Below are 25,299 nucleotides of genomic sequence, written 5' to 3' on the forward strand. Positions count from 1 at the left end.
AAGGACGATGCGCCATGCCCAGAACCGCTTTGTCGCTGCCGCTGCTGCTGGCGACGCTCGCCACGCCGCTCGCGGCGCGCCCCGCCTCGCTCGACGCGACGCTCGCCGGCCGCACCGCCGGGGCGCCGCGCAGCTGTCTGCCCGCCTTTCTCGGCGATCGCGGCAGCCAAAGCTTTCCCGGCGCGCTGCTCTATGGCGGCAGCAGCAGCACCATCTACCTCAACCGGCTACCGAACTGCACGGCGCTCACGCCGGATCGGGTGGTGGTGATCCGCAGCTATGGCTCCGGCCCCTGCCGCGGCGATATCGTCGAGGTCCGCGAGCGGTTCACGCCGGTGCCGGTGGGCAGCTGCGCGCTCGGCGATTTCATCCCCTACAGCAAGCCCCGGCACCGCGCGGCTCAATAGGCCGCGTTGCGGTACAAAGCGTCGAGCCGCTCGCCATAGCGCGCGCGCAGCACATGGCGGCGCACCTTCAACGAGGGAGTCAGCTCGCCATTTTCGGTGGTGAAGGGTTCGTCCGCCAGAATGATGCGGCGGATCTTCTCGATCGGCGAGAGGCGCGCATTCACCCGGTCCACCGCCGCTTGCAGCGCGCGCACCAGCGCCGCCTCGTCCGCCGGTCCCTGCGACCGGCGCCACGCCTCGCGCCATTCCGGATCGGGCACGACGAGCGCGACCAGATAGGGCCGGCGATCGCCCGACACCATCGCCTGCACGATCTCCGGCTGGAGGGTGAGCATGCCCTCCACCCGCTGCGGCGCGACATTGTCGCCCTTGTCGTTGACGATGATGTCCTTCTTTCGATCGGTGATGACCAGCCGCCCGGCCTCGTCGAGATGGCCGATATCGCCGGTATGCAGCCAGCCCGCCTCGTCGATCGCCTGCGCGGTCTCCTGCTCGGCGCGCCAATAGCCGTGCATCACCGATTCACCGCGCACCAGTATCTCGCCATCCTCGGCGATGCGCAGCGTCATGCCGCTGATCGGCGGCCCAACCGTATCCAGCTTGATCCCCGCCTTGGGTCGGTTGCAGCTGATCACCGGCGCCGCCTCGGTCTGGCCATAGCCTTGCAGGATCACCAGGCCGAGCGACTGGAAGAAGCGGCCCACCTCCGGATTCAGCGGCGCGCCGCCCGAGACCAGCGCCTTCATGCGGCCGCCGAAGCGCGCCCGGACGCGGCGCCGGATGGTGGCGGCGAGCAGCAGATCGAGCGGCCGTTGCCACGGCCGGGGCTGATCCGGCAGCGCGAGCGCCTGATCCAGCAGCCAGGCCGGCACCCGCCCCTGCTTCTCGATCGCCTTCACCACGCGCGCGCGGAGCAGCTCGAACAGGCGCGGCACCACCACCATGATGGTGGGCCGCACCTCCTCGATATTGGCGGCGAGCTTCTCGAGCCCCTCGGCATAATAGATCTGGGCGCCGATCGCGATCGGCAGGAACTGGCCGGCGCTGTGCTCATAGGCGTGGCTCAGCGGCAGGAAGGAGAGGAACACCTCCTCCCCCATGCCGAAATCCTCGTCGATGATGCGCGCGCAGCCGCTGATATTGTGGAGGATCGCGCCATGATGCTGACGCACCCCGCGCGGCGCGCCGCCGGTGCCCGAGGTGTAGATGAGGCAGGCCAGATCATCGCGGCGGAGCGCGGCCGCGCCGGCGACGCAGGCCGCCACCGTCGCCGGCTCGGCGAACAGCGCCTCGAGCCGCTCGAACAGGAAGCTGCCGGACTGGCCGATGCGCATCTCGTCCATGCCGATCAGCCGCGTGCAGCAGCCCGCCCCGAGCATAGCCGGCACCAGCCGGTGCGCCAGCGCCTGCGTGGAGACGATCGCCATCACCGCGCCGCTGTTTTCCAGCACATGCGCATGATCCGCGCTGGTGTTGCTGGTATAGGCCGGCACCGTCACCCCGCCCGCCGCCATGATGGCGAGATCGGCGATCAGCCATTCGGGCCGGTTCTCGGACACCAGCAGCACGCGATCGCCCGGCTTCAGCCCGCGCGCCTGGAGCGCGGCGGCGAGCGCGGCGACCCTGTCGGCCACCGCCCGCCAGCTCAGCGCGACCCAGCCCGTCTCGGCCTTGCGCCACAGAAAGGGCGCCTCGCCGCGCTCCGCCGCGCGGGTGAAGAAGAGCGAAACGAGGTTGGGCGTCTCGGCAAGCGGCGGCAGCGCCGTCCCGCGGGCAGCCGCCATCACTCGGTCAGCTTCCAGATCTCGCGCGCATAATCGGCGATGGTGCGATCGGACGAGAACCAGCCGACATTGGCGGTGTTGCGGATCGCCTTCTCGCGCCAGCGCGCGGGCTCGCGCCACAGCGTATCGACCTCGCGCTGCGCGGCGACATAGGCGTCGAAATCGGCAGCGACCATGAAGGGATCATAATCGTAGATGCCGCCGATCAGCGCCGCGTAGCGCTGGCGGTCGTCCGGCGAGAAGACGCCCGAGGCGATCGCCGTGAGCGCCTGCGACAGTTCCGGCGAGCGCTCGATCCAGGCGCGCGGCGCATAGCCTTCGGCCTTGGTGCGCGCCACTTCCTCGGCGGTCAGGCCGAAGATGAGGATATTCTCCTCGCCCACGCGATCGCGGATCTCGACATTGGCGCCATCGAGCGTGCCGATGGTGAGCGCACCGTTGAGCGCCAGCTTCATATTGCCGGTGCCCGAGGCCTCCATGCCCGCGGTGGAGATCTGCTCCGAAAGATCGGCGGCGGGCATGATCTTCTCGGCCAGCGAGACATTGTAGTTCGGCACGAACACGATCTTGAGAAGCCCCGCCACGGCGGGATCGGCGTTGATCCGCCGCGCCACGTCGTTCGCCAGCTTAATGATGAGCTTGGCGTTGTGATAGCTGGGCGCGGCCTTGCCCGCGAACAGCTTCACGCGGGGCACCCAGTCGCGCTCGGGATGGCTGCGGATCTGATCGTACAGCGCCACCGTCTCGATGATGTTGAGCAGCTGCCGCTTATATTCGTGGATGCGCTTCACCTGCACGTCGAACAGCGCGTCCGGATCGAGCGGCAGGCCCATATGCTCGCGGATATAATCGGAGAGCGCCACCTTGTTGGCGCGCTTCACCGCCGCGAACCGCTCCTGGAAGCCCGCATCCCCGGCATGATCGGCGAGCGCCGCGAGCGCCTCGGCATGATCGAGGAAGCCGTCGCCGATCGTCTCGCGGATCAGCGCGGTCAGGCCCGGATTGGCCTCGATCAGCCAGCGGCGCGGCGTGATGCCGTTGGTCTTGTTGTTGATGCGATCCGGGTACAGCCGGTGGAGATCGGCGAAGACCGTCTTCTTCATCAGCTCGGTATGGAGCGCGGCGACACCGTTGATGCTGTGCGATCCGGCGAAAGCGAGATTGGCCATGCGCACGCGCCGCTCGCCGCGCTCGTCGATCAGCGACACCGCCGCGATCGCAGCATCCTCCAGCTGCGCGGCCCGCGCCTCGCGCATCAGCTGCGCGTTGATCATATAGACCAGCTGCATGTGGCGCGGCAGCAGCCGCTCGAACAGCGGCAGCGGCCAGCTTTCCAGCGCCTCGGGCAGCAGCGTGTGGTTGGTGTAGCTGAAGGTGCGCTTGGTGATGCTCCAGGCCTCGTTGAACTCAAGCCCGCGCTCGTCCAGCAGCAGCCGCATCAGCTCGGCCACGGCCACCGCCGGGTGCGTATCGTTCAGCTGCACCGCCGCTTTCTCCGGCAGCGTGCGGATATCGCCGAAATATTGGACATGGCGGCGGACAATGTCCTGCAGCGAGGCCGAGGAGAAGAAATATTCCTGGCGGAGCCGCAGTTCCTGGCCGGCCGGGGTCTCGTCGGCGGGATAGAGGACGCGGGTGAGCGTTTCGGCCCGGGTCTGCTGCGCGAGCGCGCCGACATGATCGCCGCGGTTGAAGGCGTCGAGCCGCAGCGGATCCACCGCGCGCGCCTCCCACAGGCGCAGCGTGTTCACCCGCTTGCCGCGATAGCCGACCATCGGCGTATCGACGGCCATGGCGATGACGCGCTCGGCCTGCTCCCAGATCGCGCGACCATCGGGGCCGGCCACCACCTCGCCGCCGAACCGCACATGATAGCGGCTCTCGCGCCGCTCGAACTCCCAGGGATTGCCGAAAGCCAGCCAGTCCTCGGGATATTCCTGCTGCCAGCCGTCGCGGATGCGCTGGCGGAACATGCCGTTCACATAGCGGATGCCATAGCCATAGGCGGGCAGGTCCAAAGTGGCGAGGCTTTCCATGAAACAGGCGGCGAGCCGGCCCAGGCCGCCATTGCCAAGCGCGGCGTCGGGCTCGATCTCCTCGATCGCGGCCAGATCGACGCCGAGCGTCGCGAGCGCCTGCGACACCTCGCCATTGATGCCGAGATTGGTGAGCGTGTCGCGCAGCAGCCGGCCGATCAGGAACTCCAGGCTGAGATAATAGACGCGCTTGGCGCCCTGGCGATGGGCGGACCGGGTCGAGGCCATCCAGCGATCGATCACCTGGTCGCGCACGGTCAGGATGGTGGCGGAGAGCCAATCGTGCGGCTTGGCGGCGCGCTCGTCCTTGCCGATGCGATGCACCAGCGTATCGACAATCGCCTCGGCGAGCACGGCGCTGTGGGGCAACGCCTCAGCCGGCGCATTTTCGGTTGCGGACACGAGCTTACTCCTAGGCCGATGATGGCGGCACCCTAGCGTCTGCCGCCGCGCTGCCAAGGCCCGCCGACCGCGATGTGTCGCCGCGCCGATCCGTCGATTCCCGGAATGAGATGCACAATGAAAGACGTGTAAGCTGGACAAAGCGGTGCAGGGGATTATGTCCGCGCCAAACATGGCGAAGAAGGAATGCCTCTGTGTCCGAGCTTTCGATTATCGAGTTGACCGCTGAAATTGTGTCCGCGCATGTCTCGAACAACAATGTCGCCGCCGGCGACGTGCCCGCGCTGATCCAGACTGTGCATGACGCGCTCGCCCGCACCGCCGCGCCCGCGCCCGAGCCCGCCGCCCGGCAGGAACCCGCCGTCTCGATCCGCGCCTCGGTCAAGCCCGACTATATCGTCTGCCTCGAGGACGGCGCGAAGCTGAAGATGCTGAAGCGCTATCTGCGCACCCGCTACGACATGTCGCCCGAGGACTATCGCGCGAAATGGGGCCTGCCCAACGACTATCCGATGGTCGCCCCCAATTATGCCGAGCAGCGCCGCAGCCTGGCGCACCAGATCGGTCTCGGCCGCAAGAAGCCCGAGCCCGAGACCAAGGCGCCGGCGCGCAAGGCGGCGGCCAAGCCGCGCTCGGCCAAGGCCGCCAAGGCGGCCGCCGAGGCCCATCTCGCCACCGACGGCGGCGAGGGCTGATCGTCAGCGCCGGGGCGTGGCGCGCCGCGCCCGCCCCGGCGCCCGGCTCAGGCCCGCCACGCCGTAGCGATGGCGCCCAAGCGCTTGAGCACGGCTTCGTCCTGCGGACGCACCGTCTCGGAAAAGACCGGCGTCTCGAGATAGCCGACCACCACCACCGCGCTGCCGCCCGAGGGCGGCCATAGCACCGCGAGATCATTGGTCTTGTTGCCGATGCCGGGGCGCATGCCAGTGCCCGTCTTGTCGAGGCCGCGCCAGCCGGCGGCAAGCCCCGCGCGGATGCGATCGCGCCCGCTCCGCGCCGCCGCCATCCAGCCCTGAAGGAGATCCCGGCTCGGCGGCCGCAGCACGTCGCCCAGCACGATCCGCCGCACCGTCTCCGCCATGGCGCGCGGCGTCGTGCTGTTCTGCTCGGTGCCGGGCGGGATGATGTTGATCGCGGGTTCATAGCCGTCGAGCCGGCTCGCGCGATCCCCGATGGCGCGCCAGAAGCGGGTGAGCGCATCGGGGCCGCCCAGCCGCCGCAGCAGCAGATTGGCGGCGCCATTGTCGCTCATGATCTGCGCCGCCTCGGCGAGCGCGCGGATCGACAGGCGGCCGGCGGCGAGATGGGCCGCGACCACCGGCGAGGGATCGACGAGATCGGCGCGGCTTAAGGCCAGCGTCTCCTCAAGGCCGATGCGGCCGGCATCGGCTTCGCGCAGCACCAGCGCCGCCAGCGACAATTTGAACGTCGAGCAGTGGCAGAAACGCTCGTCGGCGCGCCAGCCCGCCCAGTCGCCGCTGCCGGTATCCAGCAGAAAGGCGCCCAGCCGGCCGCCCGAGGCGCGTTCGACCGCGCGCAGCGCGGGGCCAGGGTCCGGAGGTGCGGCGCGGGCGCGCGCGCCGGCCGGCAGCAGAAGGCCCGCGCCCATGGCCGCCGCGACGCCGCGACGGTCGATCAGGCGCATGCGCTAATTCTTCTTGGTGGCGGCGCCGTCCTCGCCCTTGGCGGGACCCTTGCTGCTGGCCTCGGCGGTCTGCACGACAGGCGGCGGACCCTTGGCGATGGCGGCGGCGAGGCTGGTCGCCTGGGGGCAGCCGCCCTTGCACAGGCCCTGGAGCTTGGCGAGATTGGCCTTGGCGCGCTCGACCGCGCCGCGCTGCACCAGCGCATCGCCCTCGCCCGCCAGCGCGTTCAGATCATTAGGGTCGAGCTGGAGCGCATCCTTATAGTAGCGGATCGCCTTGCCCGGCAGCGCCTGCGCCTGGGCGACCTTGCCGAGCGCGATCAGCGCGCCGCGGTTGCGCGGATCGACGACGATCGCCGCCTCGAGGCTGTCGTTGGCGGCGGGCAGATTATTGGCCGCCAGCGCCGCCTCGCCCTGCTTCTGCAAGGCGAGCGAGCGCGGCGCGATCTGCGCGTCCGGCCGTTGCGCGGCGCCCGGCGCGGCGACGGCGAGGAACAGGGCCAGGGCGGGCAGGACGGGCAGGCGACGCATCGGCTTCTCCGGGATCGAATCCGCGAAAGCTAGCAGCTTCGCCGCAGCCTCGCGATGAAAAAGCCGTCGGTGCCGGCGTCCGCTGGGGTCAGCCGCCAGCCGGGCCCGTGCGCCGCGCCCGCCGGCAGCGCCGGCCCGTCAACGCGCCAGTGCGGCGCCTCCTCCAGAAAGGCGGCGATCGGCGCCACGCCCTCCTCGTCGAGCAGCGAACAGGTGATATAGGCCAGCGCGCCACCGGGCCGCACCAGCGCCGCGCCCACGCGCAGCAGCCGCGCCTGCACCGTCTGCAGCCGCGCCAGGCGATCGGGCGTGAGCCGCCAGCGCGCCTCGGGGTTGCGGCGCCAGGTGCCCGTGCCCGAACAGGGCGCATCGATCACCACCAGATCGGCGGCCTCGCGCCAATCCGCCAGCGCGTCGGCCTCGCGGCCGGCATCGAGCAGCCGCGGCTCGGCGATGGTGACGCCCGCGCGCGCCGCGCGCGGCGCCAGCCGGGCGAGCCGGGCGCGATCGGCGTCGCAGGCGAGCAGCCGGCCGCGATCCGCCATGTCGGCGGCGAGCGCGAGCGTCTTGCCGCCCGCCCCCGCGCAGAGATCCACCACCGCCTGGCCGGGCTGCGCGCCACAGGCCCGCGCGACGAGCTGGCTGCCTTCGTCCTGCACCTCGAACAGGCCCTGCGCATAGGCCTCCAGCCGCTCCACCGCCGCGCCCTGCGGCAGGCGCAGCCCGTCCGGCGCGAAAGGGGTCGGCACCGCATCCGGCAGATCCAGCGCCTCGCGCCGGATCTTGAGCCGGTTGACGCGCAGATCGAGCGGCGCCCGGCCGGTGAGGCCGAGCCCGTCCAGCCGCCCGGCGAGCCAGGCGGGCGCCTCGGAGGCGATTGCGCGCGGCTCGTCCGGCCGGATCGGCGCGGGCGCGTGGCGGCTGCCGTCGAACCAGGCGGTGAGCTCGGGCATGTCCTCGGCGAGGCCGAGCATCGCCGCGCGCCCGCTCGCGGGGGGATCGCCGGCGCGACGGATCGCGCCATAGACGAGCGCGCGCACCGCCCGCCGATCCTTGGCGCCGGCATAGCGCCGCGCCGCGAAATAGCGCTGGATCAGCGTATCGGCGGCGGCGCCGCCCGCGCGGGCGGCGGCGATCACGCCATCCACTATGTCGATCGCGGCCTGGGCGCGCGCCTGCGGCGTCATGCCGCGGCGCCGCCGCCGCGCCGCTCAGTGCGCCGGATAATTGGGCGCCTCGCGGGTGATCGACACATCATGGACATGGCTTTCGCGCAGCCCGGCATTGGTGATGCGGACAAAGCGCGCGCGCGCCTGGAGATCGGGAATGGTGTGCGAGCCGGTATAGCCCATCGCCGCCTTCACGCCGCCGACCAGCTGGTGGATGATATCGCGCGCCGGGCCCTTGTACGGCACCTGGCCCTCGATCCCCTCGGGCACCAGCTTGAGCTGGTCCTTGATGTCCTGCTGGAAGTAGCGATCCGCCGAGCCGCGCGCCATCGCGCCCACCGAGCCCATGCCGCGATAGGATTTATACGCCCGGCCCTGATAGATGAAGCTCTCGCCCGGCGCTTCCTCGGTGCCCGCGAGCAGGCTGCCGACCATCACCGTCGAGGCGCCGGCGGCCAGCGCCTTGGCGATATCGCCCGAGGTGCGCAGCCCGCCATCGCCGATCACGGGCACGCCCGATTTGGCGGCTTCCTCGGCGGCGTCCATGATCGCGGTGAGCTGCGGCACGCCCACGCCCGCGACCACGCGCGTGGTGCAGATCGAGCCCGGGCCGATGCCCACCTTGATGCCGTCCGCGCCGGCATCGATCAGCGCCCGCGCGGCCTCGCCGGTGGCGACATTGCCCGCGATCACCTGCACCGCGTTGGACAGGCGCTTCACCCGCTCCACCGCGCGCGCCACATCGCGATTATGGCCATGCGCGGTATCGATCACGATCAGGTCGCACTCGGCGTCGATCAGCGCCTCGGTGCGCTCGAAGCCCTTGTCGCCCACGGTGGTGGCGGCGGCGACGCGCAGCCGGCCGCTCTCATCCTTGGTGGCGGCGGGATAGGTGACCGCCTTCTCGATATCCTTGACGGTGATCAGGCCGACGCAGCGATAGGCATCGTCCACCACGAGCAGCTTCTCGATCCGACGCTGGTGCAGCAGCCGCCGCGCCTCCTCCTGGCTGGTGCCGAGCGGCACGGTGGCGAGGTTCTGCGCGGTCATCAGCTCGGACACGGGCTGGCCCGGATTTTCGGCGAAGCGCACGTCCCGATGGGTGAGGATGCCGACCAGCCGCCCCGACGCCTCCACCACCGGAATGCCCGAGATGCGGTGACGCTGCATCAGCTCCTGCGCGTCCGCCAGCGTGGCGTGCGGTGCGATGGTGATGGGGTTGACGACCATGCCGCTCTCGAACCGCTTGACCGCGCGCACCGCCGCCGCCTGCTGCTCGACGGTGAGATTGCGGTGGAGCACGCCAAGCCCGCCGAGCTGCGCCATCACGATCGCCATATCGGCCTCGGTGACCGTGTCCATCGCGGCCGAGAGGATCGGAATGGTGAGACCGATCGCGCGCGTGACCTGGGTCCGCGTGTCGGCCATGCTGGGCAGCACCTCCGATTCGGCGGGCTGGAGGAGCACGTCGTCGAAGGTCAGACCGAGGCGAATATCCATGAGGGACGAGGCTTTCGCTGAAGTGGGGCGCGGAGTCGTCGGCTCCCTATAGGCGCGGCTCGTGTCGCTTTCCAGTCGCCCGCGCGAGCAGCGCGCGCGCCGCCTCGACATGCATCGCCTCCACCATCCGCCCGCGAAAGCGCGCCGCGCCCCCGGTGGCGGCGGCGACCAGCGCGGCCGCCTCCTCCAGCGCCGCCGCATCGGGCGCGAAGGCGGCTTCGGCGATGGCGATCTGATCGGGATGGATCAGCGTCTTGCCGTCGAAACCATAGCTACGGCCCTCGGCGCATTCGGCCGCGAGCCCGTCGGGATCGTCGAGCCGGTTCCACACGCCATCGAGCACCAAACCGCCGGCGGCGCGGGCGGCGAGCACGATCGCCTGCAGAGCGAGCGCGAGCCCCGCGCGCCCCGGCACGCGCAGCTGGTGCGCGAGATCGTTGGTGCCCGCGATCAGCCCGGCCACGCCCGGCGCGGCCGCGATCGCCGGCGCCGCCAGCACGCCGGCCGGCGTCTCGATCATCGCCAGGACCGGCCGCGCCACCGCCGCCGCCACCGCCGCGATCGCCGCCGCATCCTCGGCCTTGGGAAGCACGCAGAGATCGGCGCGCGAGGCCGCAACCGCCGCCAGATCGGCCGCGTGCCAGTCCGTCCCGCCGCCATTGACGCGGATCGCCGCCGGCACCGCGAAACCCTCCGCCACCGCCGCGACCGCCGCCGCGCGGGCGCTTGCCTTGTCGGGCTCGGCCACGGCATCCTCGAGATCGAGGATGAGGAGATCGGGGTGGAGGCTCCGCGCCCGCGCGATCGCGCGTTGACGCGAGGCGGGCAGGAACAAAGCCGTGCGCGGGGCGATCATCATCCTCTCCTCAGCCGTGGCGTCCCGCTCCTCGGGGGCGCGACGCACACCGTCAAGCGGGAGCCGCCGTGCCGCATAGCCCCGATCGCCGCCAATTGCTCGCGGCCACGCTCGCCGGCGCCACGCTCGCCGCGCCGCCTCGCGCCGCCGCCGCCGCACCGGCGGCGGCCGCCGCGCCCGAGACGATCCGGCTGTGGCCGGGCGCGGCGCCGGGCGCGCCGCCGGCCCTGCCCGCCCCGGCGCTGCGCAAGGAAGGCGCGCCGGGCCGCAAGGAGGTGCGGCTGCGCGGCATCGCCGCCCCCGTGCTCTTCTTCTATCGCCCGGCGCGGCCCAATGGCGCGGCGATCATCGTCATGCCCGGCGGCGGCTATGCCTATCTTTCGATCGAGAACGAGGGCAGCGCGGTGGCGCGGGTGCTGAGCGAGGCCGGCTATGCCGTGTTCGTGCTGAGCTACCGGCTGCCGCGCGAGGGCTGGACCAACCGCGCCGACGCCCCGCTCCAGGACGCGCAGCGCGCGCTCCGGCTGGTGCGCGCGGGCGCGAAACGCTTCGGCATCGCGCCCGATCGCGTGGGCGTGCTCGGCTTTTCGGCCGGCGGCCATCTCGCCGCCAGCCTCGCCACCGCCTATGACGAGCCGCTCTACCCTGCGCAGGACGCGGCCGATCATGGTTCGGCGCGGCCGGCCTTTTGCGGCCTGGGCTATGCCGTGACCACGCTCGAGCCGCCCTGCGCCACCACCGCCTCGCGCCGCAACCTGCTGGGGCCGGACGCGCCGCCCGCGCTGGTGGCGAAGCGATCGCCGGTGCGGCATGTCGGCAAGGCGACGCCGCCCTGCTTCCTCGTCCATGCCTTCGACGATCCGATCGTCGACCCCGCCTGCGCGCTGGCCTGGATCGCCGCCTGCCGCGCCGCCTCCGTCCCGATCGAGGCGCATCTGCTGGAGCGCGGCGGCCACGGCTTCGGGGTCAATCTGGTCGAGACCAATCCGGGCGTGCTGTGGCCGCGCCAGTTCCTGCTCTGGCTGGCGCGGCACGGCGCCTGAGCCCCGCGCCGCAACGCGATTGGCCAAGGGGCTTCGCTCTGCTACCCCGCCGCTCGATGGCTGCCCTGATCGCCCTTGTCGACGACGACCGGAACATACTGACGTCCGTCTCCTTCGCGCTGCAGGCCGAGGGCTTCGTGGTGCGCCTCTATTCGGATGGCGAGGCCGCGCTCAAGGCCTTCGGCGAAACCACGCCCGATCTGGTGGTGCTCGACATCAAGATGCCGCGCATGGACGGCATGGAGGTGCTGCGGCGGCTGCGCGAGAAGAGCCAGGTGCCGGTGATCTTCCTCACCTCCAAGGATGACGAACTGGACGAGGCGCTCGGCCTCGCGATGGGCGCGGACGATTATATCGCCAAGCCCTTCTCGATCCGGCTGCTGATCGCGCGGATAAGGGCGATCCTGCGCCGCGCCGAGCTGCGCGCCCAGCCGGTGGAGAGCGACACGGCCGCGCCCGAGCGGCTGGTGCGCGGCCGACTGGAGATGGATCCCGCGCGGCACAAGATCTGGTGGGCGGGCGAGGAGGTGGTGCTCACCGTCACCGAATTCCTCATCCTCGAGGCGCTCGCCCAGCGCCCGGGCTTCGTCAAATCGCGCGACCAGCTGATGGACACCGCCTATCAGGACGATGTCTATGTCGATGACCGCACCATCGACAGCCACATCAAGCGGCTGCGGCGCAAGTTCCGGGCGGTGGACGACAGCTTCAAGGCGATCGAGACGCTGTACGGCGTGGGGTATAGATTTGCGGAGGAGTAGGGCCGCCGCCGTCGCCCGCGCCCGCCGCCGCTATGGCGACGAGCGCCCGCTGATCGGCTTTTCCGGCCGCTGGTCGCTCACCAGCCGCATCCTCGCCGTCAATCTCTTCGCGGTGGCGATGCTGGCGGGCAGTTTCTTCTATCTGGACAGCTATCGCACGCGCGTCTCGGAGGAGCGCACCGTCCAGGCCGAGAGCGACGTGCAGATGATCGCCCGCGCCGTGGCGGCTGCCCCGCCCCGTGCCCGCGCGCGGCTGGCGGCCGAGATCGCCGCCGTCGACGGCGCCCGCGTCCGCCTCTACGCGCCCGGCACCGGCGTGCGCCTGTACGACAGCTGGCGCGTGGCGCCGCCCACCTATGCGCTCATCGATCCGCAGACCCAGCCCTGGCGCAAACATGCCGCGCGCGCGATCGACCGGCTGTTCGATCATGTGATGGGCGCGCGGCCGCTCCCGACCTTCGAGGAGCCGGCGGTCGATCGCGCCGACGCCTGGCCCGAGGTGCGCGCGGCGATGGCGCGGCCGGGCGAGGTCGTCTCCGCGCATCGGCTGGCGCCGGATCGCACTCCGATGATTTCCGCCGCGCTCGCCATGCCGGGCCTGGGGACGCTGTTCACCACCAACAATGTCCGCGACATCACCCGCATCGTCCGCGCCGAGCGCTTCGCCATCAGCATGGTGGTGGCCGGGGTGATCGCGATCGCGCTGCTGCTGTCCGTCTATCTCGCGCAGACGATCGTGCGGCCGCTGCGCCGGCTGGCGCTCGCCGCGCACCGCGTGCGCCAGGGCCGCGCGCGCGAGGTGGTGGTGCCGCGCCTGCCCGATCGCGGCGACGAGATCGGCCTGCTCGCCCGCGCGCTCTCCGACATGACCCAGGCGCTGCGCAAGCGGATCGACGCGGTCGAGGCCTTCGCCGCCGATGTCAGCCACGAACTCAAGAACCCGCTCGCCTCGATGCGCTCGGCGGTGGACAGCCTGGTGCTGGTGAAGGATCCCGCGCTCCAGGCGCGGCTGCTCGACATCGTCCGCGACGATGTGCTGCGGCTCGATCGGCTGATCACCGATGTCGCCGAGATATCGCGGCTCGACGGCGAATTGTCGCGCGCGGCGTTCGAGCCGGTGGATCTCGGGCCGCTGATCGAGGCGATCCTCCAGGCGCGCGAGGCGCGCGGCCAGAATGGCGATGTGCGCATCGCCTTCGCGCGGCCGCTGGTGGATAGCGCGGTGGTGATGGGCGATCCGGCGCGGCTGGCGCGGATGATTACCAATCTGGTGGACAATGCGGTATCCTTCTCGCCGCCCGGCGGGCTGGTGGAGGTGTCGGCGGTGGATGTGGACGGGCGCGTGCGCATCGCGATCGAGGATGAGGGCCCCGGCGTGCCGCCGGGCAAGCGCGACGCCATCTTCCGCCGCTTCCACAGCGACCGTCCCGACAGCGAAGCCGGCGACCGCCATTCGGGGCTCGGGCTCGCCATCGCCCAGGCGATCGCGGAAGGGCATGGCGGCACGATCGGCGTGCGCGACCGCGCCGACGGGCGCGCGGGCGGCCTGTTCGTCGCCACGCTGCCGGCGGCGCCCACCGCATGAGCGAGACGCTGCTCCATGCCAGCTGCGTCGCGATCGGCGATCGCGGCGTGCTGCTCGCCGGGGCGTCCGGCTCCGGCAAATCCGATCTCGCGCTGCGGCTGATGGACCGCGGCGCCACGCTGGTGAGCGACGATTACACCGCGCTCGCCCCCCGCGACGGCCGGCTGATCGCCACGCCGCCGCCCCGCATCGCCGGCTCCATCGAGATGCGCGGCGTCGGCATCCTCACCGTGCCCCACCGGGCGGAGGTGGAGGTGCGGCTGATCCTCGATCTGGAAACCCTGCCCGAACGCCTGCCCGTGTTCGATCGGCGCGTGATCGCGGGGATCGCCCTGCCCTTCGCCGCGCTCAGCGCGCTGGAGCCATCCGCCCCGCTCAAGGTGGAGCAGCTGCTGGAGCGCTTCGGATGAGCCAGACCGCGCCGCGCCTGCTGCTCGTCACCGGCCTGTCGGGCGCGGGCAAATCCACCGCGCTGCGCACGCTGGAGGATGGCGGCTGGGAGGTGGTGGACAATCTCCCGCTCAGCCTGCTCGACCGTCTGCTCGACGCCCCCGCCGCGCCGGCGGGCGGCGAGGACCGGCCGCTCGCGCTCGGCATCGACACGCGCACGCGCGGCTTCGATCCGCAGGCGATCGTGCGCCGCATCGCCGAGCGACGCGCGCGCGGCGACGCGGCCGATATCCTCTTCCTCGATTGCACGGGCGCGGTGCTGGTGCGGCGCTTCTCGGAAACGCGGCGGCGCCATCCGCTGGCGCCCGACCGCCCCGCCACCGACGGTATCGCCCGCGAGCGCGCGCTGCTCGAGCCGCTGCGTCGCGCCGCCGATCATCTGATCGACACCAGCGACACCACCAGCAACGATCTGCAGCGGCTGATGCGCGCGCGCTTCGCCCCGCCCGATGGCGGCGCCACGCTGACGCTGCTGTCGTTCAGCTATGCGCGCGGCGTGCCGCGCGAGGCCGATCTCGTGTTCGACATGCGCTTCCTGCGCAACCCGCACTGGGATCCGGCGCTGCGCCCGCGCACCGGTTGCGACCCGGCGGTGGCTGCCTATATCGCTGAGGATCCGCTCTACTCCGAGTCGCTGGAGCGGATCGTCGGTTTGCTCCTGCTGTTGCTTCCTCGCTACGCCGCCGAGGGGAAAAGTTACGTCACGATCGCCTTTGGATGTACCGGAGGGAAACATCGGTCGGTGCACAGCGCCGAACATGTTGCACAACGGTTGCGCGCGACGGGTTTTTCCCCCACCATCCTGCATCGCGATCTCGCCGCGCAGGCAAGCGGAGGACGCCGGAAAGAGGATGCCGACGCTGCTACTCGGGCTTCGGGTGACTAGATGATCGGTTTGGTGCTGGTGACTCATGGACGTCTCGCGTCCGAGTTTGTGAAGGCTTTGGAGCATGTCATGGGACCGCAGGCGGCGATCATGTCGATCTGCATCGGGCCGGAGGACGATGCCGAGGCGAGCCGCTGCGACATCGCCGCCGCGATCGAGACGGTGGATACCGGTGAAGGCGCCATCCTGCTGACCGACCTGTTCGGCGGGACTCCCTGCAACTTGGCCATTTCGCTCATGAAGTCGGACAAGGTGGAAGTTATCGCCGGGATCAACCTGCCGATGCTGATCCGCCTCGCCTCTGCCCGGACGCGCTTGCCGTTGAAGGCCGCCGTCGCCGAAGCGCGCGACGCGGCGCGGAAATATATCTCCGTCGCGTCCGACGTGCTGCGCGCGCCCGCCGCATGACGGCGCTGCTCAGCCGCCGCGTTCAGATCACCAACAAGCGGGGACTGCACGCCCGCGCCTCGGCCAAGTTCGTCACCCTCGCCTCGAGCCAGAGCGCCACGGTGCAGGTCGAGAAGGACGGGTCGGTGGTGGCCGGCACGTCGATCATGGGGCTGATGATGCTGGGCGCCGCCAAGGGCGATCATGTCACCATCTCCGCCGCCGGCGACAATGCCGAAGGCGCGCTGACCGTGCTTGTCGAGCTGGTGGAGAATAAGTTCGGCGAGGAATGACGCTGCGCGTCCGGTTCGCGGTGCGCCGCCTCAGCTGGTGGTATAGTGGATCAGGCGGAAACGCCCCCGCTCGGAATGGATCGCCCGCACCCAGAGCCGCAGCCGCACCGCCCCGCCATTCTGGCGCGGGATGGTGATGATCTCGGCATGGCCGGGCGGATCATCGGCATTGTCGAACAGGATGCGGCGTGGGGCCAGTTGCACGTCGATTCGCGGGGTCGCGCCGGTGCTGCGGAAAGCAAGCTCGAACACGCCGAAGGGCAGGTTGAGCGTGGCCCGCTCTCCGGGAGCGACCAGAAGCGAGCCGCTGGCGGTGACGGCGTGATCGTCGATCACCACGAATATGTCTCCCCCGCGCCCCGCGCGGCGGGGCAGATCCTGGCGTGGCTTCCCTGATCGCGATGGGGCTGGCAATGGGGCGCTGCCGCCATATCGGTGTCGATCCGTTCCTAGCCGGTAGTTTGTGATGCCCCGTCTTGTCACCGCCTTTTCCAACCCCCTGATCAAGCGGGTGCGCAGCCTGCGCGAGAAGCGCCACCGGCGGGCCGAGGGGCTCTTCATCGCCGAGGGACTGCGTATTCTTGCGGAGGCGGAGCAAGCCGGCCGCCTGCCGCTCTACCTCTTCTATACCGAGGCGATGCGCGGCCATCCGCTGGTGGTGCGGCTCGCGGCCGCCGCCGAGTCGGCCGGCGGCGAGGCGATCGAGACCAGCCTGGACATCCTCCACAAGCTGTCCGGCAAGGACAATCCGCAGACGGTGCTCGGTGTCTATGCCGAATTCGCCACCGATCTTTCGCGGCTGGACCGCAGCGCCGCAGGCCTCTGGCTGGTCGCGCAGGCGCTGCGCGATCCGGGCAATCTGGGCACCATCCTGCGGACCGGCGATGCGGTGGGCGCCGGCGGGCTGATCCTGATCGACGATTGCGTCGATCCCTTTTCGGTGGAGGCGGTGCGCGCCTCGATGGGTGCCGTCTTCACCGTGCCGCTGGCGCAGGCGCGCTGGCCCGATTTCCTCGCCTGGCTGCGCGCCGGCCCCGCCACGCTGGTGGCGCTGAGCCTGCGCACCGACACGGACTACCGCGCGCCAGCCTATCCGCGCCCCACCTTTCTGCTCACCGGCAACGAGGCGCAGGGTCTTCCCGCCGATTATGAGGCCGCCTGCGATCTGACGGTGAAGCTGCCGATGCGCGGCAAGGCGGACAGCCTCAACGCCGCCGTCGCCACCGCCGTCATGGCCTATCAGGTGCTCGCCGCGCACGACGGAGCGGCGGCCTAACTTTAGCCGCGGGTTCCATCGACTTTCTCGATTACTGCCACCGGATCAACGCGCTGGACGTTCCGGGCGGCGCTTGGCACCTCTAGGCTCCGATGCGTGCCCGAGAGGAAGCCATGTCCGAACATCCGACCGATGCCGATCGCGCCAAGCGGCCGACCCTCACCACCTCCGCCGGCGCGCCGGTGGCGGACAATCAGAACGCGCTCACCGTGGGCGAGCGCGGCCCGGTGCTGTTGCAGGATTATCAGCTGTTCGAGAAGCTGGCGCATCAGAATCGCGAGCGCATTCCGGAGCGGGTCGTCCATGCCAAGGGCTGGGGCGCCTTCGGCCATTTCACCGTAACCTCGACCGAGGTGACGAAATATACCAACGCCAAGCTTTTCGCCGAAGTCGGCAAGAAGACGGACCTGCTGATCCGCTTCTCGACCGTGGCCGGCGAACAGGGTGCGGCGGATGCCGAGCGCGACGTGCGCGGCTTCTCGGTGAAATTCTACACCGAGGACGGCAATTGGGATATTGTGGGCAACAACACCCCGGTCTTCTTCGTCCGCGATCCCTACAAGTTTCCGGATTTTATCCGCACCCAGAAGCGCCACCCGCGCACCAATCTGCGTTCGCCCACCGCCATGTGGGATTTCTGGTCGCTCTCGCCCGAGAGCCTGCACCAGCTCACCATCCTCTTCTCCGATCGCGGCCTGCCGGTCGCGCCGCAATATATGAACGGCTATGGCAGCCACACCTTCTCCTTCTGGAACGATGCGGGCGAGCGCTACTGGTGCAAGTTCCACTTCAAGACCCAGCAGGGCCACAAGCATTACAGCAATGCCGAAGCCTCGGAGGTGATCGGGCGGACCCGCGAAAGCTATCAGGAGGAATTGTTCGGCGCGATCCATGAAGGCCGTTTCCCCAAATGGACCTTCTTCGTGCAGGTGATGACGCAGGCGCAGGCCGAACAGGTGGATTTCAATCCGTTCGACCTCACCAAGGTGTGGCCGCACAAGGATTTCCCGCTGATAGAAGTCGGCGAGATCGACCTCAACCGCAATCCCGAGAATTATTTCGCCGAGATCGAGCAGGCGGCCTTCTCGCCGTCCAACATCGTCAAGGGCATCAGCTTCTCGCCGGACAAGATGCTCCAGGCGCGGATCTGGTCCTATGCCGATGCGCATCGCCACCGGCTCGGCGCGCATTATGAGGCGCTGCCCGTCAACCGGCCCAAGGCGCCGGTCCATACCTATCACAAGGACGGGCTGAACCGCTTCTTCTCCGACAATGACAATCCCGACGCCTATTACGAGCCCAACAGCTTCAACGGCCCGGTGGAGGATCCCTCCTATCTCGAGCCGCCGCTCAAGGTGGAAGGCGTCGCGCGGCGCTACGATCACCGCGAGGGCAACGAGGATTTCAAGCAGCCCCGCGCCCTGTGGCAGCTGTTCAGCGATGCCGAGAAGGCGCGGCTGTACACCAATCTCGCCCAGGCGATGCATGGCGTGCCGGACTTCATCATCGCGCGGCAGCTCGGCCATTTCGAGAAGATCGATCCGGCCTATGCCCAAGGCGTGCGCGACGCGCTGGCGCGGACCGCCAAGTCCGACGAGACGATGGAGACGCAGAAGGACGTGGATCGCATGGCGCTGCACCCGAGCGCCTAGGCGCCGGATGGCCGTGCGCGGGCGGCGGGCGGAACCCGTCGCTCGCTGCCGCTTTGATGTGCTCCGGTAGCATGGGAGCGGTTCGATGGCGGCGCGCGCCTATTGGCAAGGACAGATCCGGCTGGCGCTTGTCTCGATCCCGGTCGAGATCTATTCGGCCACGCGCAGCGGCGCCACCATCGCCTTCCGCCAAATCCACGAGCCCTCGGGCAAGCGCATCCATTACGAGAAGGTGGTCGACGGCATCGGCCCGGTCGATCCGGCCGAGATCGTCAAGGGCTTCGAATATGAGAAGGGCCACTATGTCCTTCTCGAGGAAGAGGAAATCGAGGGCGTCAAGCTGGAGAGCAAGAAGACGCTCGAGCTGACCCAATTTGTCGACGCGCATGAGGTCGACGCCATCTATTACGACAAGCCCTATTATGTCGTGCCCGCCGACGATCTCGCCGAGGAGGCCTTTGTCGTCCTGCGCGAGGCGCTGCGCCGCACGCGCAAGGTGGGCCTCGGCCAGCTCGCGCTGCGCGGGCGCGAATATGTCGTCAGCCTCAAGCCGTGCGGCCGCGGGCTGGTGATGGAGACGCTGCGCTACGCCGACGAGGTGAACAAGGCGCAGAGCTATTTCCGCGAGATCGCTGACATCACCCCCGACGAGGATCTGCTCGATCTCGCGACATCGCTGATCGAGAAGAAGAGCGGCCGGTTCGACGCCGCCGAATTCCATGATCGCTATGTCGATGCGCTGCGCGATCTGATCGCGCGCAAGCGCCGCTCCAAGACGGGCAAGGTGGAGGTGGCCGAGGAAGAGGCGCCCGCGCGCGGCGGCTCCAACGTCATCGATCTCATGGCGGCGCTGCGCAAATCGCTCGACAAGCCGGGCGCCGAGCCAAAGGACGCCGCCGGCGCATCCCCGCGCGCGACCAAGAGCCGCGCCGCCGGCGCCAAGCCGCCGGCCAAGGCCACCGCCAAAGCCCCGGCCAAGGCCGCCCCCGCCAAGCCGGCCGCGCGCCGTCCGGCCAAGAAGAGCGCCTGATGGCCAAGGCCGATCCGCTCGCCTCCTACAATGCGAAGCGGGATTTCGGCCGCACCCGCGAGCCGCGCGGTGAAGCCGCCGCGGGCGGCGGCCATCAGTTCCTCGTCCAGAAACACGATGCCACGCGCCTTCACTGGGATTTCCGGCTGGAGATGGATGGCGTGCTGAAGAGCTGGGCGGTGACGCGCGGCCCCAGCCCCGATCCCGCCGACAAAAGGCTGGCGGTCCGCACCGAGGATCATCCGCTCGCCTATGCCACGTTCGAGGGCAGCATCCCCAAGGGCGAATATGGCGGCGGCACCGTCATGCTCTGGGATCGCGGCCGCTGGGAGCCGGTGGGCGGCAAGGATCCGGCCAAGACGCTCGAACAGGGCCATGTCCATGTCCGGCTGCATGGCGAGCGCATGCAGGGCGAATGGCTGCTCGTGCGGCTCAAGCCGCGCCCGGGCGAAAAGCGCGAGAATTGGCTCCTCCGCAAGGTGCAGGACGAAGCCGCGCAAAGCGGCGACATGCTCGTCGAGACGGGGCTGACCAGCGTCGCCACCGGCCGCACCATGGCCGAGATCGCGCGCGACGCCGATGCCGTGTGGCAAAACGGCGCCGAGACGCACGGCGCCAGGCCAGAGCGCAAGGCGCGGTCGCCAGCGGCCAAGGCCGCCCGGACGCCGAAGCGGCGCGCCGCCGCCGCCCGGGCGCATCCGCCCGCCTTTCGGCCCGTCCAGCTCGCGACGCTGGTGGATGCGGTGCCGTCCGGCAGTGGGTGGATCCACGAAGTCAAATTCGATGGCTATCGCGCGCTGCTGGCGATCGGCGGCGGCGCGGCGCGCGCCTATACGCGCCACGGTCTGGACTGGAGCGACCGGTTCGCGCCGATCGTCGCGGCGGCGCGCGGCCTCGCGCCCGGCGGCGCGCTGATCGACGGCGAGGTGGTGGCGCTCGATCGCAACGGCCGGCCCAGCTTCTCGGCGCTGCAGGCGGCGCTCACCGAAGGCGGCCCGCTCCATTATTTCGCCTTCGATCTTCTCGAGGAGGGCGGCGAGGATCTGACCAGCCTCTCGACGCTGGACCGCAAGGCGCGGCTTTCGCATCTGCTCGAAGGCGTGTCCCCGCCGATCCACTATACCGAGCATGTCGAGAGCGGCGGCGAGGCGCTGTTCCGCCAGCTCTGCGCGGATGGCTATGAGGGGATCGTCGCAAAGGCCGCGCACGCCCCCTATCGCGGCGCGCGCAGCCGCGCCTGGCTGAAGGTGAAGTGCATCCAGCGCCAGGAATTCATCCTGATCGGCTATACCGAGAGCGACAAGGCGGGTCGCGATCTCCGCTCGCTGCTGGTGGGCGTGCGCGAGAGCGATGCGCTGCGCTATGCCGGGCGCGTCGGCACCGGCTTCACCGCCGCCACCCGCGCCGATCTGATCCAGCGGCTCGCCCCGCTCCGCCGCGCCACGCCCGCCGCGCCGGTGCCGCGCGCCGCCGCGCGCGGCGTAATCTGGGTGGAGCCCGCGCTGGTGGCGGAGATCGCCTTCGCCGAATTCACCGCCGAGGCGGTGGTGCGCCACGCCAGCTTCATCGGCCTGCGCGAGGACAAGCGCGCCGAGGAGGTGGTCGCCGAGCGCCCCGCCGCCGCGCCAGGCGGCGCGAACGGCCGTTTCGGGGTCGAGATCAGCCATCCCGAGCGGGTGATCTTCGCCGGCAGCGGCACCACCAAGGGCGCGCTGGCCGCCTATTACGCCGCGCTCGCCGAGCCGATGCTGCGCTGGGTCGGCAACCGCCCGGTCAGCCTTGTCCGCTGCCCGCAGGGCCGCGCCAAGCACTGCTTCTTCCAGAAGCATGACGCCGGCAGCTTCGGCGACGCCGTCGGCCATGTCGCCATTCGCGAGAAGAAGGGCGGCGAGGAGCAATATCTCGTCATCCCGGATGGCCGCGGCCTGCTCACCTGTGTGCAGATGGGGACGATCGAATTCCACGGCTGGGGCGCGCCGGCCGACGATGTCGAACATCCCGATCGGCTCGTCTTCGATCTCGATCCCGACGAGGGGCTCGGCTTTTCCGAGGTGGCGTCGGCGGCGCACCAGCTGCACGATCTGCTCGGCGAAATGGGACTGCGCAGCTTCCCCCTCGTCTCCGGCGGCAAGGGCGTGCATGTCGTCGTTCCGCTCGATCGCGGGCGCGACTGGCCGGCGGTGAAGGATTTCGCCAGCCGCTTCGCCCGGGCCGTGGCGGAGGCGCATCCGCGCCGCTTCACCGCCAATATGCGCAAGATCGAGCGGCGCGGCCGCATCTTCGTGGATTGGCTGCGCAACGAACGCGGCGCCACCGCCGTGCTGCCCTATTCCGCGCGCTCGCGCGATCGCGCGACCGTCGCGGCGCCGGTGAGCTGGCGGGAGCTGGCGACCTTGCCCGACGCCCAGCCCTTCACCGTCGAGGATGCCGAGACCCTGCTCGCCCGCGCCGCCGGCGCCGAGCTGCGCGGCTGGGGAGAGGCCGACCAGACGCTGCCCGATCTTTGAATCCGGGATGAAATAGGCGAGAGGCGGCAGGCCGGCGCAACTCTCTTCCGCGCGGCCTGTTAAGATACGTTAGTTTCGCTCGGAGGGTTCCTTGATCACGCCTGTCATTCTGTCCGGTGGCTCGGGCACGCGGCTCTGGCCGCTGTCCCGCTCGGGCAGGCCCAAGCAATTGCTGCCGCTCACCGCCGACCAGACCATGTTGCAGCTCACCGTCGCGCGCGCGACGGGCGACGGCTTCGGCGCGCCGATCATCGTCGCCAATGCCGCCCATGCCGAGGAGATCGAGCAGCAGCTCGCCGCCGCGGACCAGCCGGACGGGCTGATCATCCTCGAACCGTCCGCGCGCAACACCGCGCCGGCGATCGCGCTCGCCGCCTTCGCCGCCGCGCCGGACGCGACGCTGCTGGTTATGCCGAGCGACCATGTCATCAGCGATGTCGCCGCCTTCCATGCCGCGATCCGCCGCGCCCGCCCGCTGGTGGACCAGGGCTGGATGATCACGTTCGGCATCGCCGCCCACGCCCCCGAAACGGGCTATGGCTATATCTGTCGGGGCGACGAGCTGGCGCCCGGCGTGCACCGGGTGGAGCGCTTTGTCGAAAAGCCCGATCTGGCGACCGCCCAATCCTATCTCGACCAGGGCTGCTACAGCTGGAATGGCGGCATCTTCCTGTTCACCGCCGGCGCCTTCATCGAAGCGCTCGAAACCCAAGCCCCCGCCATGGCGATCGCCGCGCGCGAGGCGGTCGCCCAGGCGCGGCGGGACAATCAGCGCCTCCACCCCGATCCGGTCGCCTTTGGTCGCTCGCCCGCCGACTCGATCGACTATGCGGTGATGGAGAAGGCCGATCGGGTGGCGGTCGTGCCGGTCGAGATGGGCTGGTCCGATGTCGGCAGCTGGGACGCGCTGCACGAGCTGGCGCGCAAGGACAATGCCGGCAATGCCAGCCATGGCGACGTGATCGCGCTCGACACGCGCAACTGCCTGATCCGCTCGGAAGGCCCGGTGGTGGCGGCGGTGGGCGTGCAGAATCTCATCATCGTCGCCACCGAGGATGCCGTGCTGATCCTGCCGCGCGGCGACAGCCAGCAGGTGAAGCGCGCCATCGCCGAGCTGCAAAAGGACGGGCACGTCACGCTCCACCGGCCGCTCTAGCCGCGGCAAGGGCGTGGCGCGGAGACTAGACCCGCACCACGCCCGCCCCTTCGCCCGCCTGCCGCTCGAACAGGCGGCGGTAGAGGCCATCGGGGCGCGCCAGCAAGGCTTCGTGGCTGCCCTCCTCGCGGATGCGGCCGCCATCGAAGACGAGGATGCGGTCCAGCGTGCGCACCGTCGACAGGCGGTGCGCGATCACCAGCGCGGTGCGACCCGCCATCAGCCGGTCCATCGCCTGCGCGATCAGCATCTCCGATTCCGAGTCCAGGCTTGAGGTCGCCTCGTCAAGGATCAGGATCGGCGCATCGGCCAGGAAGGCGCGCGCGATCGCGACGCGCTGGCGCTCGCCGCCCGAAAGCTTGACCCCGCGCTCGCCGACCAGCGTGCCATAGCCGCGCGGCAGGCGGGCGATGAACTCATGCGCATTGGCGAGCCGCGCCGCCTGCTCGATCTCGGCGCGCGTCGCGTCCGGCCGCGCATAGCCGATATTCTCGGCCAGGCTGCGGTGGAACAGGATCGGCTCCTGCGGGACGATGGCGATCTGCCGGCGCAGCGACTCCTGCGTGGCGCGGCGCACATCCTGGCCGTCGATCCGCACCGCGCCGCCCGTCACGTCGTACAGGCGCTGGATGAGCTTGACGAAGCTGGTCTTGCCCGAGCCCGAGCGGCCGACCAGCCCGACCCGCTCGCCCGCCGCGATGCTGACATCGAGATCCTCGAACAGCGGCGTAATATGGCTGCCGTAGCGGAAATCGACATGATCGAAGCGGATCGCGCCGTGATCGATGCGGATCGGCCGCGCATCGGCCGCATCGGCGATGGCGAGCGGCTCGTCGAGCAGCTTCACCATCTCCTCCATCTCGTTCACCGAGCGCTGGAGCTGGTGCACATATTGTCCGATCTCGCGCAGATAGCCGTGCACCACCAGATAGGCGGTGAGAACATAGGCGATGTCGCCCGCGCTCGCCTGGCCCTGCCACCACAGCCATAGCGCGGTGCCCGTCACCGCCGCGCGCACCAGCCACAGCAGCGCGAGCTGCGCGCCGCCGCTCCAAGTGTGGCGCATCCAGGTCCGCGCCGTGCGCCGCCGCCATTTCTCCACGATCCGCGCCAGCCGCGCATCCTCGCGCGCCTCGCCGCCAAAGGCCTTGACCACGGCATTGGTGCCGATCGCATCGGCCAGCGCGCCGCCGATGCGCGTGTCCCACTGGTTGGACAGGCGCGACGCCGGCGCCACCACGCGGGTGGCGAGCATCACCGTCAGCACCACATAGGCGATCGCGCCCAGCCCCATCACCAGCCCGAGCAGCGGCCAATGCGCGGCGAGCAGCAGCATCGAGCCCGCCAGCACCACCAGGGCGGGAAGCAGCGCGAGCAGCAGCACATCGTCCAGCGTGTCCATCGCCCACATGCCGCGGGTGATCTTGCGCACCACCGAGCCGGAGAAGCTGTTGGCGTGCCAATCGGTGGAGAGCCGCTGGACGCGATGAAAGGCATCGCGCGTCATCTGGCTCATGATGGCGAGCGTGAACGGCACCACGCCCCACCAGGCGAGTTGCCGCAGCACCACCATCGCCCCGCCCAGCGCGACGATCATGGTGAAGGCGTGCAGCGCGGCGGCGCGGCCGGCGCCGTGATCGGCGAGCGCGTCGATCATCCGACCCGCATAGACGGGCACCACGATCTCGGTGACGGTCGCCAGCGTCATCGCCGCCGCGATCGCCGCCGCCAGCGGCCAGTGCCGCGCCCAGCGGCGGAAGGTGAAGGCGAAGACGAGCCGCATCGCGCCCGCATCGGCGCGCTTGGCGCCCGTCAGATCCAGATCCTCGTCGTCCATGGTCCTCTGGCGCGGACAGGGCCCGCGCACTCCCTATGAGGCAAGAAAAAGGGCGAAGCCGCGCCCGAACGGGCGGGTCGCCGGAGGGTCAGGCGCGCGGGGCGCC

Annotated in this window: 23 protein-coding genes; 14 read left to right on the forward strand and 9 right to left on the reverse strand. The window is 70.2% G+C overall.

Annotated elements, in window-relative coordinates:
* The first annotated feature begins 14 nt into the window (after window positions 1-14).
* The gene (locus LHA26_RS01340; protein ID WP_252166967.1) at window positions 15-407 is read left to right on the forward strand and encodes a hypothetical protein; all 393 of its coding nucleotides are present in this window, start codon (window positions 15-17) and stop codon (window positions 405-407) included.
* On the opposite strand, the gene LHA26_RS01345 is transcribed toward LHA26_RS01340, so the two are convergent.
* Window positions 401-2,191 (reverse strand): AMP-dependent synthetase/ligase, encoded by a 1,791-nt coding sequence (locus tag LHA26_RS01345; protein WP_252166968.1) that lies wholly within the window; start codon window positions 2,189-2,191, stop codon window positions 401-403. The genes LHA26_RS01340 and LHA26_RS01345 overlap by 7 nt on opposite strands.
* Entirely contained in the window at window positions 2,191-4,581 is a 2,391-nt protein-coding gene (locus LHA26_RS01350; protein WP_437441244.1) for a glycogen/starch/alpha-glucan phosphorylase, read from the reverse strand. Before LHA26_RS01350 ends, LHA26_RS01345 begins: the two co-directional genes overlap by 1 nt.
* Before the next feature lie 242 nt (window positions 4,582-4,823).
* On the opposite strand from LHA26_RS01350, the gene LHA26_RS01355 reads away from it, so the two are divergent.
* Window positions 4,824-5,324, forward strand: coding sequence for a Ros/MucR family transcriptional regulator (locus LHA26_RS01355; RefSeq protein ID WP_252166970.1), 501 nt, complete (start codon window positions 4,824-4,826; stop codon window positions 5,322-5,324).
* 47 nt (window positions 5,325-5,371) lie between these two features.
* Here LHA26_RS01355 and bla read toward each other — a convergent pair whose 3' ends face one another.
* The 5 genes from bla to LHA26_RS01380 are packed head-to-tail and all read right to left on the reverse strand — an operon-like array spanning window position 5,372 to window position 10,333.
* Window positions 5,372-6,274 carry a class A beta-lactamase gene (gene bla / locus LHA26_RS01360; protein ID WP_252166971.1) on the reverse strand — a complete coding sequence of 301 codons (903 nt, stop codon included), beginning with the start codon at window positions 6,272-6,274 and terminating at the stop codon, window positions 5,372-5,374.
* A gap of 3 nt (window positions 6,275-6,277) precedes the next feature.
* On the reverse strand, window positions 6,278-6,805 hold the full coding sequence (locus LHA26_RS01365; RefSeq protein ID WP_252166972.1) for a hypothetical protein: 528 nt from the start codon (window positions 6,803-6,805) through the stop codon (window positions 6,278-6,280).
* Between the two features lie 29 nt (window positions 6,806-6,834).
* Complete coding sequence (locus tag LHA26_RS01370) at window positions 6,835-7,992, reverse strand: RsmB/NOP family class I SAM-dependent RNA methyltransferase (protein WP_252166973.1); 1,158 nt, start codon at window positions 7,990-7,992, stop codon at window positions 6,835-6,837.
* A gap of 24 nt (window positions 7,993-8,016) precedes the next feature.
* Complete coding sequence (gene guaB, locus LHA26_RS01375; protein WP_252166974.1) at window positions 8,017-9,474, reverse strand: IMP dehydrogenase; 1,458 nt, start codon at window positions 9,472-9,474, stop codon at window positions 8,017-8,019.
* Between the two features lie 46 nt (window positions 9,475-9,520).
* Window positions 9,521-10,333 (reverse strand): HpcH/HpaI aldolase/citrate lyase family protein, encoded by an 813-nt coding sequence (locus LHA26_RS01380; RefSeq protein WP_252166975.1) that lies wholly within the window; start codon window positions 10,331-10,333, stop codon window positions 9,521-9,523.
* A gap of 65 nt (window positions 10,334-10,398) precedes the next feature.
* On the opposite strand from LHA26_RS01380, the gene LHA26_RS01385 reads away from it, so the two are divergent.
* Genes LHA26_RS01385 through LHA26_RS01415 form a run of 7 tightly spaced genes read left to right on the forward strand, consistent with a single transcriptional unit; the run spans window position 10,399 to window position 15,735 of the window.
* Entirely contained in the window at window positions 10,399-11,373 is a 975-nt protein-coding gene (locus LHA26_RS01385) for an alpha/beta hydrolase (protein WP_252166976.1), read from the forward strand.
* Window positions 11,374-11,429: 56 nt separating this feature from the next.
* On the forward strand, window positions 11,430-12,134 hold the full coding sequence (locus LHA26_RS01390) for a response regulator transcription factor (protein ID WP_252166977.1): 705 nt from the start codon (window positions 11,430-11,432) through the stop codon (window positions 12,132-12,134).
* Window positions 12,121-13,719 carry a sensor histidine kinase gene (locus LHA26_RS01395; RefSeq protein ID WP_437441228.1) on the forward strand — a complete coding sequence of 533 codons (1,599 nt, stop codon included), beginning with the start codon at window positions 12,121-12,123 and terminating at the stop codon, window positions 13,717-13,719. The genes LHA26_RS01390 and LHA26_RS01395 overlap by 14 nt, the downstream gene beginning before the upstream one ends.
* A complete protein-coding gene (locus LHA26_RS01400) occupies window positions 13,716-14,129 on the forward strand; it encodes an HPr kinase/phosphorylase (RefSeq protein ID WP_252166978.1) in 414 nt (137 codons plus the stop codon). Before LHA26_RS01395 ends, LHA26_RS01400 begins: the two co-directional genes overlap by 4 nt.
* A complete protein-coding gene (gene rapZ, locus LHA26_RS01405) occupies window positions 14,126-15,055 on the forward strand; it encodes an RNase adapter RapZ (RefSeq protein ID WP_252166979.1) in 930 nt (309 codons plus the stop codon). Before LHA26_RS01400 ends, rapZ begins: the two co-directional genes overlap by 4 nt.
* Window positions 15,056-15,463, forward strand: a complete 408-nt coding sequence (locus LHA26_RS01410; RefSeq protein WP_252166980.1) for a PTS sugar transporter subunit IIA — start codon at window positions 15,056-15,058, stop codon at window positions 15,461-15,463.
* Complete coding sequence (locus tag LHA26_RS01415; RefSeq protein WP_252166981.1) at window positions 15,460-15,735, forward strand: HPr family phosphocarrier protein; 276 nt, start codon at window positions 15,460-15,462, stop codon at window positions 15,733-15,735. The genes LHA26_RS01410 and LHA26_RS01415 overlap by 4 nt, the downstream gene beginning before the upstream one ends.
* Window positions 15,736-15,765: 30 nt before the next feature.
* On the opposite strand, the gene LHA26_RS01420 is transcribed toward LHA26_RS01415, so the two are convergent.
* Window positions 15,766-16,074, reverse strand: coding sequence for a hypothetical protein (locus LHA26_RS01420; protein ID WP_252166982.1), 309 nt, complete (start codon window positions 16,072-16,074; stop codon window positions 15,766-15,768).
* Window positions 16,075-16,201: 127 nt separating this feature from the next.
* On the opposite strand from LHA26_RS01420, the gene LHA26_RS01425 reads away from it, so the two are divergent.
* The 5 genes from LHA26_RS01425 to LHA26_RS01445 all read left to right on the forward strand — a co-directional run bounded on the left by LHA26_RS01425 (window position 16,202) and on the right by LHA26_RS01445 (window position 23,356).
* Window positions 16,202-17,011, forward strand: coding sequence for a TrmH family RNA methyltransferase (locus tag LHA26_RS01425; RefSeq protein ID WP_252166983.1), 810 nt, complete (start codon window positions 16,202-16,204; stop codon window positions 17,009-17,011).
* Between the two features lie 113 nt (window positions 17,012-17,124).
* Window positions 17,125-18,663 (forward strand): catalase, encoded by a 1,539-nt coding sequence (locus tag LHA26_RS01430; protein ID WP_252166984.1) that lies wholly within the window; start codon window positions 17,125-17,127, stop codon window positions 18,661-18,663.
* Window positions 18,664-18,748: 85 nt separating this feature from the next.
* Window positions 18,749-19,693, forward strand: coding sequence for a non-homologous end joining protein Ku (gene ku, locus LHA26_RS01435; RefSeq protein ID WP_252166985.1), 945 nt, complete (start codon window positions 18,749-18,751; stop codon window positions 19,691-19,693).
* Complete coding sequence (gene ligD, locus LHA26_RS01440) at window positions 19,693-22,200, forward strand: DNA ligase D (RefSeq protein ID WP_252166986.1); 2,508 nt, start codon at window positions 19,693-19,695, stop codon at window positions 22,198-22,200. The genes ku and ligD overlap by 1 nt, the downstream gene beginning before the upstream one ends.
* Before the next feature lie 91 nt (window positions 22,201-22,291).
* Window positions 22,292-23,356: a mannose-1-phosphate guanylyltransferase/mannose-6-phosphate isomerase gene (locus LHA26_RS01445; RefSeq protein ID WP_252166987.1), complete on the forward strand. Its 1,065-nt coding sequence runs from the start codon at window positions 22,292-22,294 to the stop codon at window positions 23,354-23,356.
* Between the two features lie 25 nt (window positions 23,357-23,381).
* On the opposite strand, the gene LHA26_RS01450 is transcribed toward LHA26_RS01445, so the two are convergent.
* On the reverse strand, window positions 23,382-25,193 hold the full coding sequence (locus tag LHA26_RS01450; protein ID WP_252166988.1) for an ABC transporter ATP-binding protein: 1,812 nt from the start codon (window positions 25,191-25,193) through the stop codon (window positions 23,382-23,384).
* Window positions 25,194-25,299: the final 106 nt, after the last annotated feature.

Source organism: Sphingomonas morindae, from assembly GCF_023822065.1.
Classification (GTDB): domain Bacteria; phylum Pseudomonadota; class Alphaproteobacteria; order Sphingomonadales; family Sphingomonadaceae; genus Solisphingomonas; species Solisphingomonas morindae.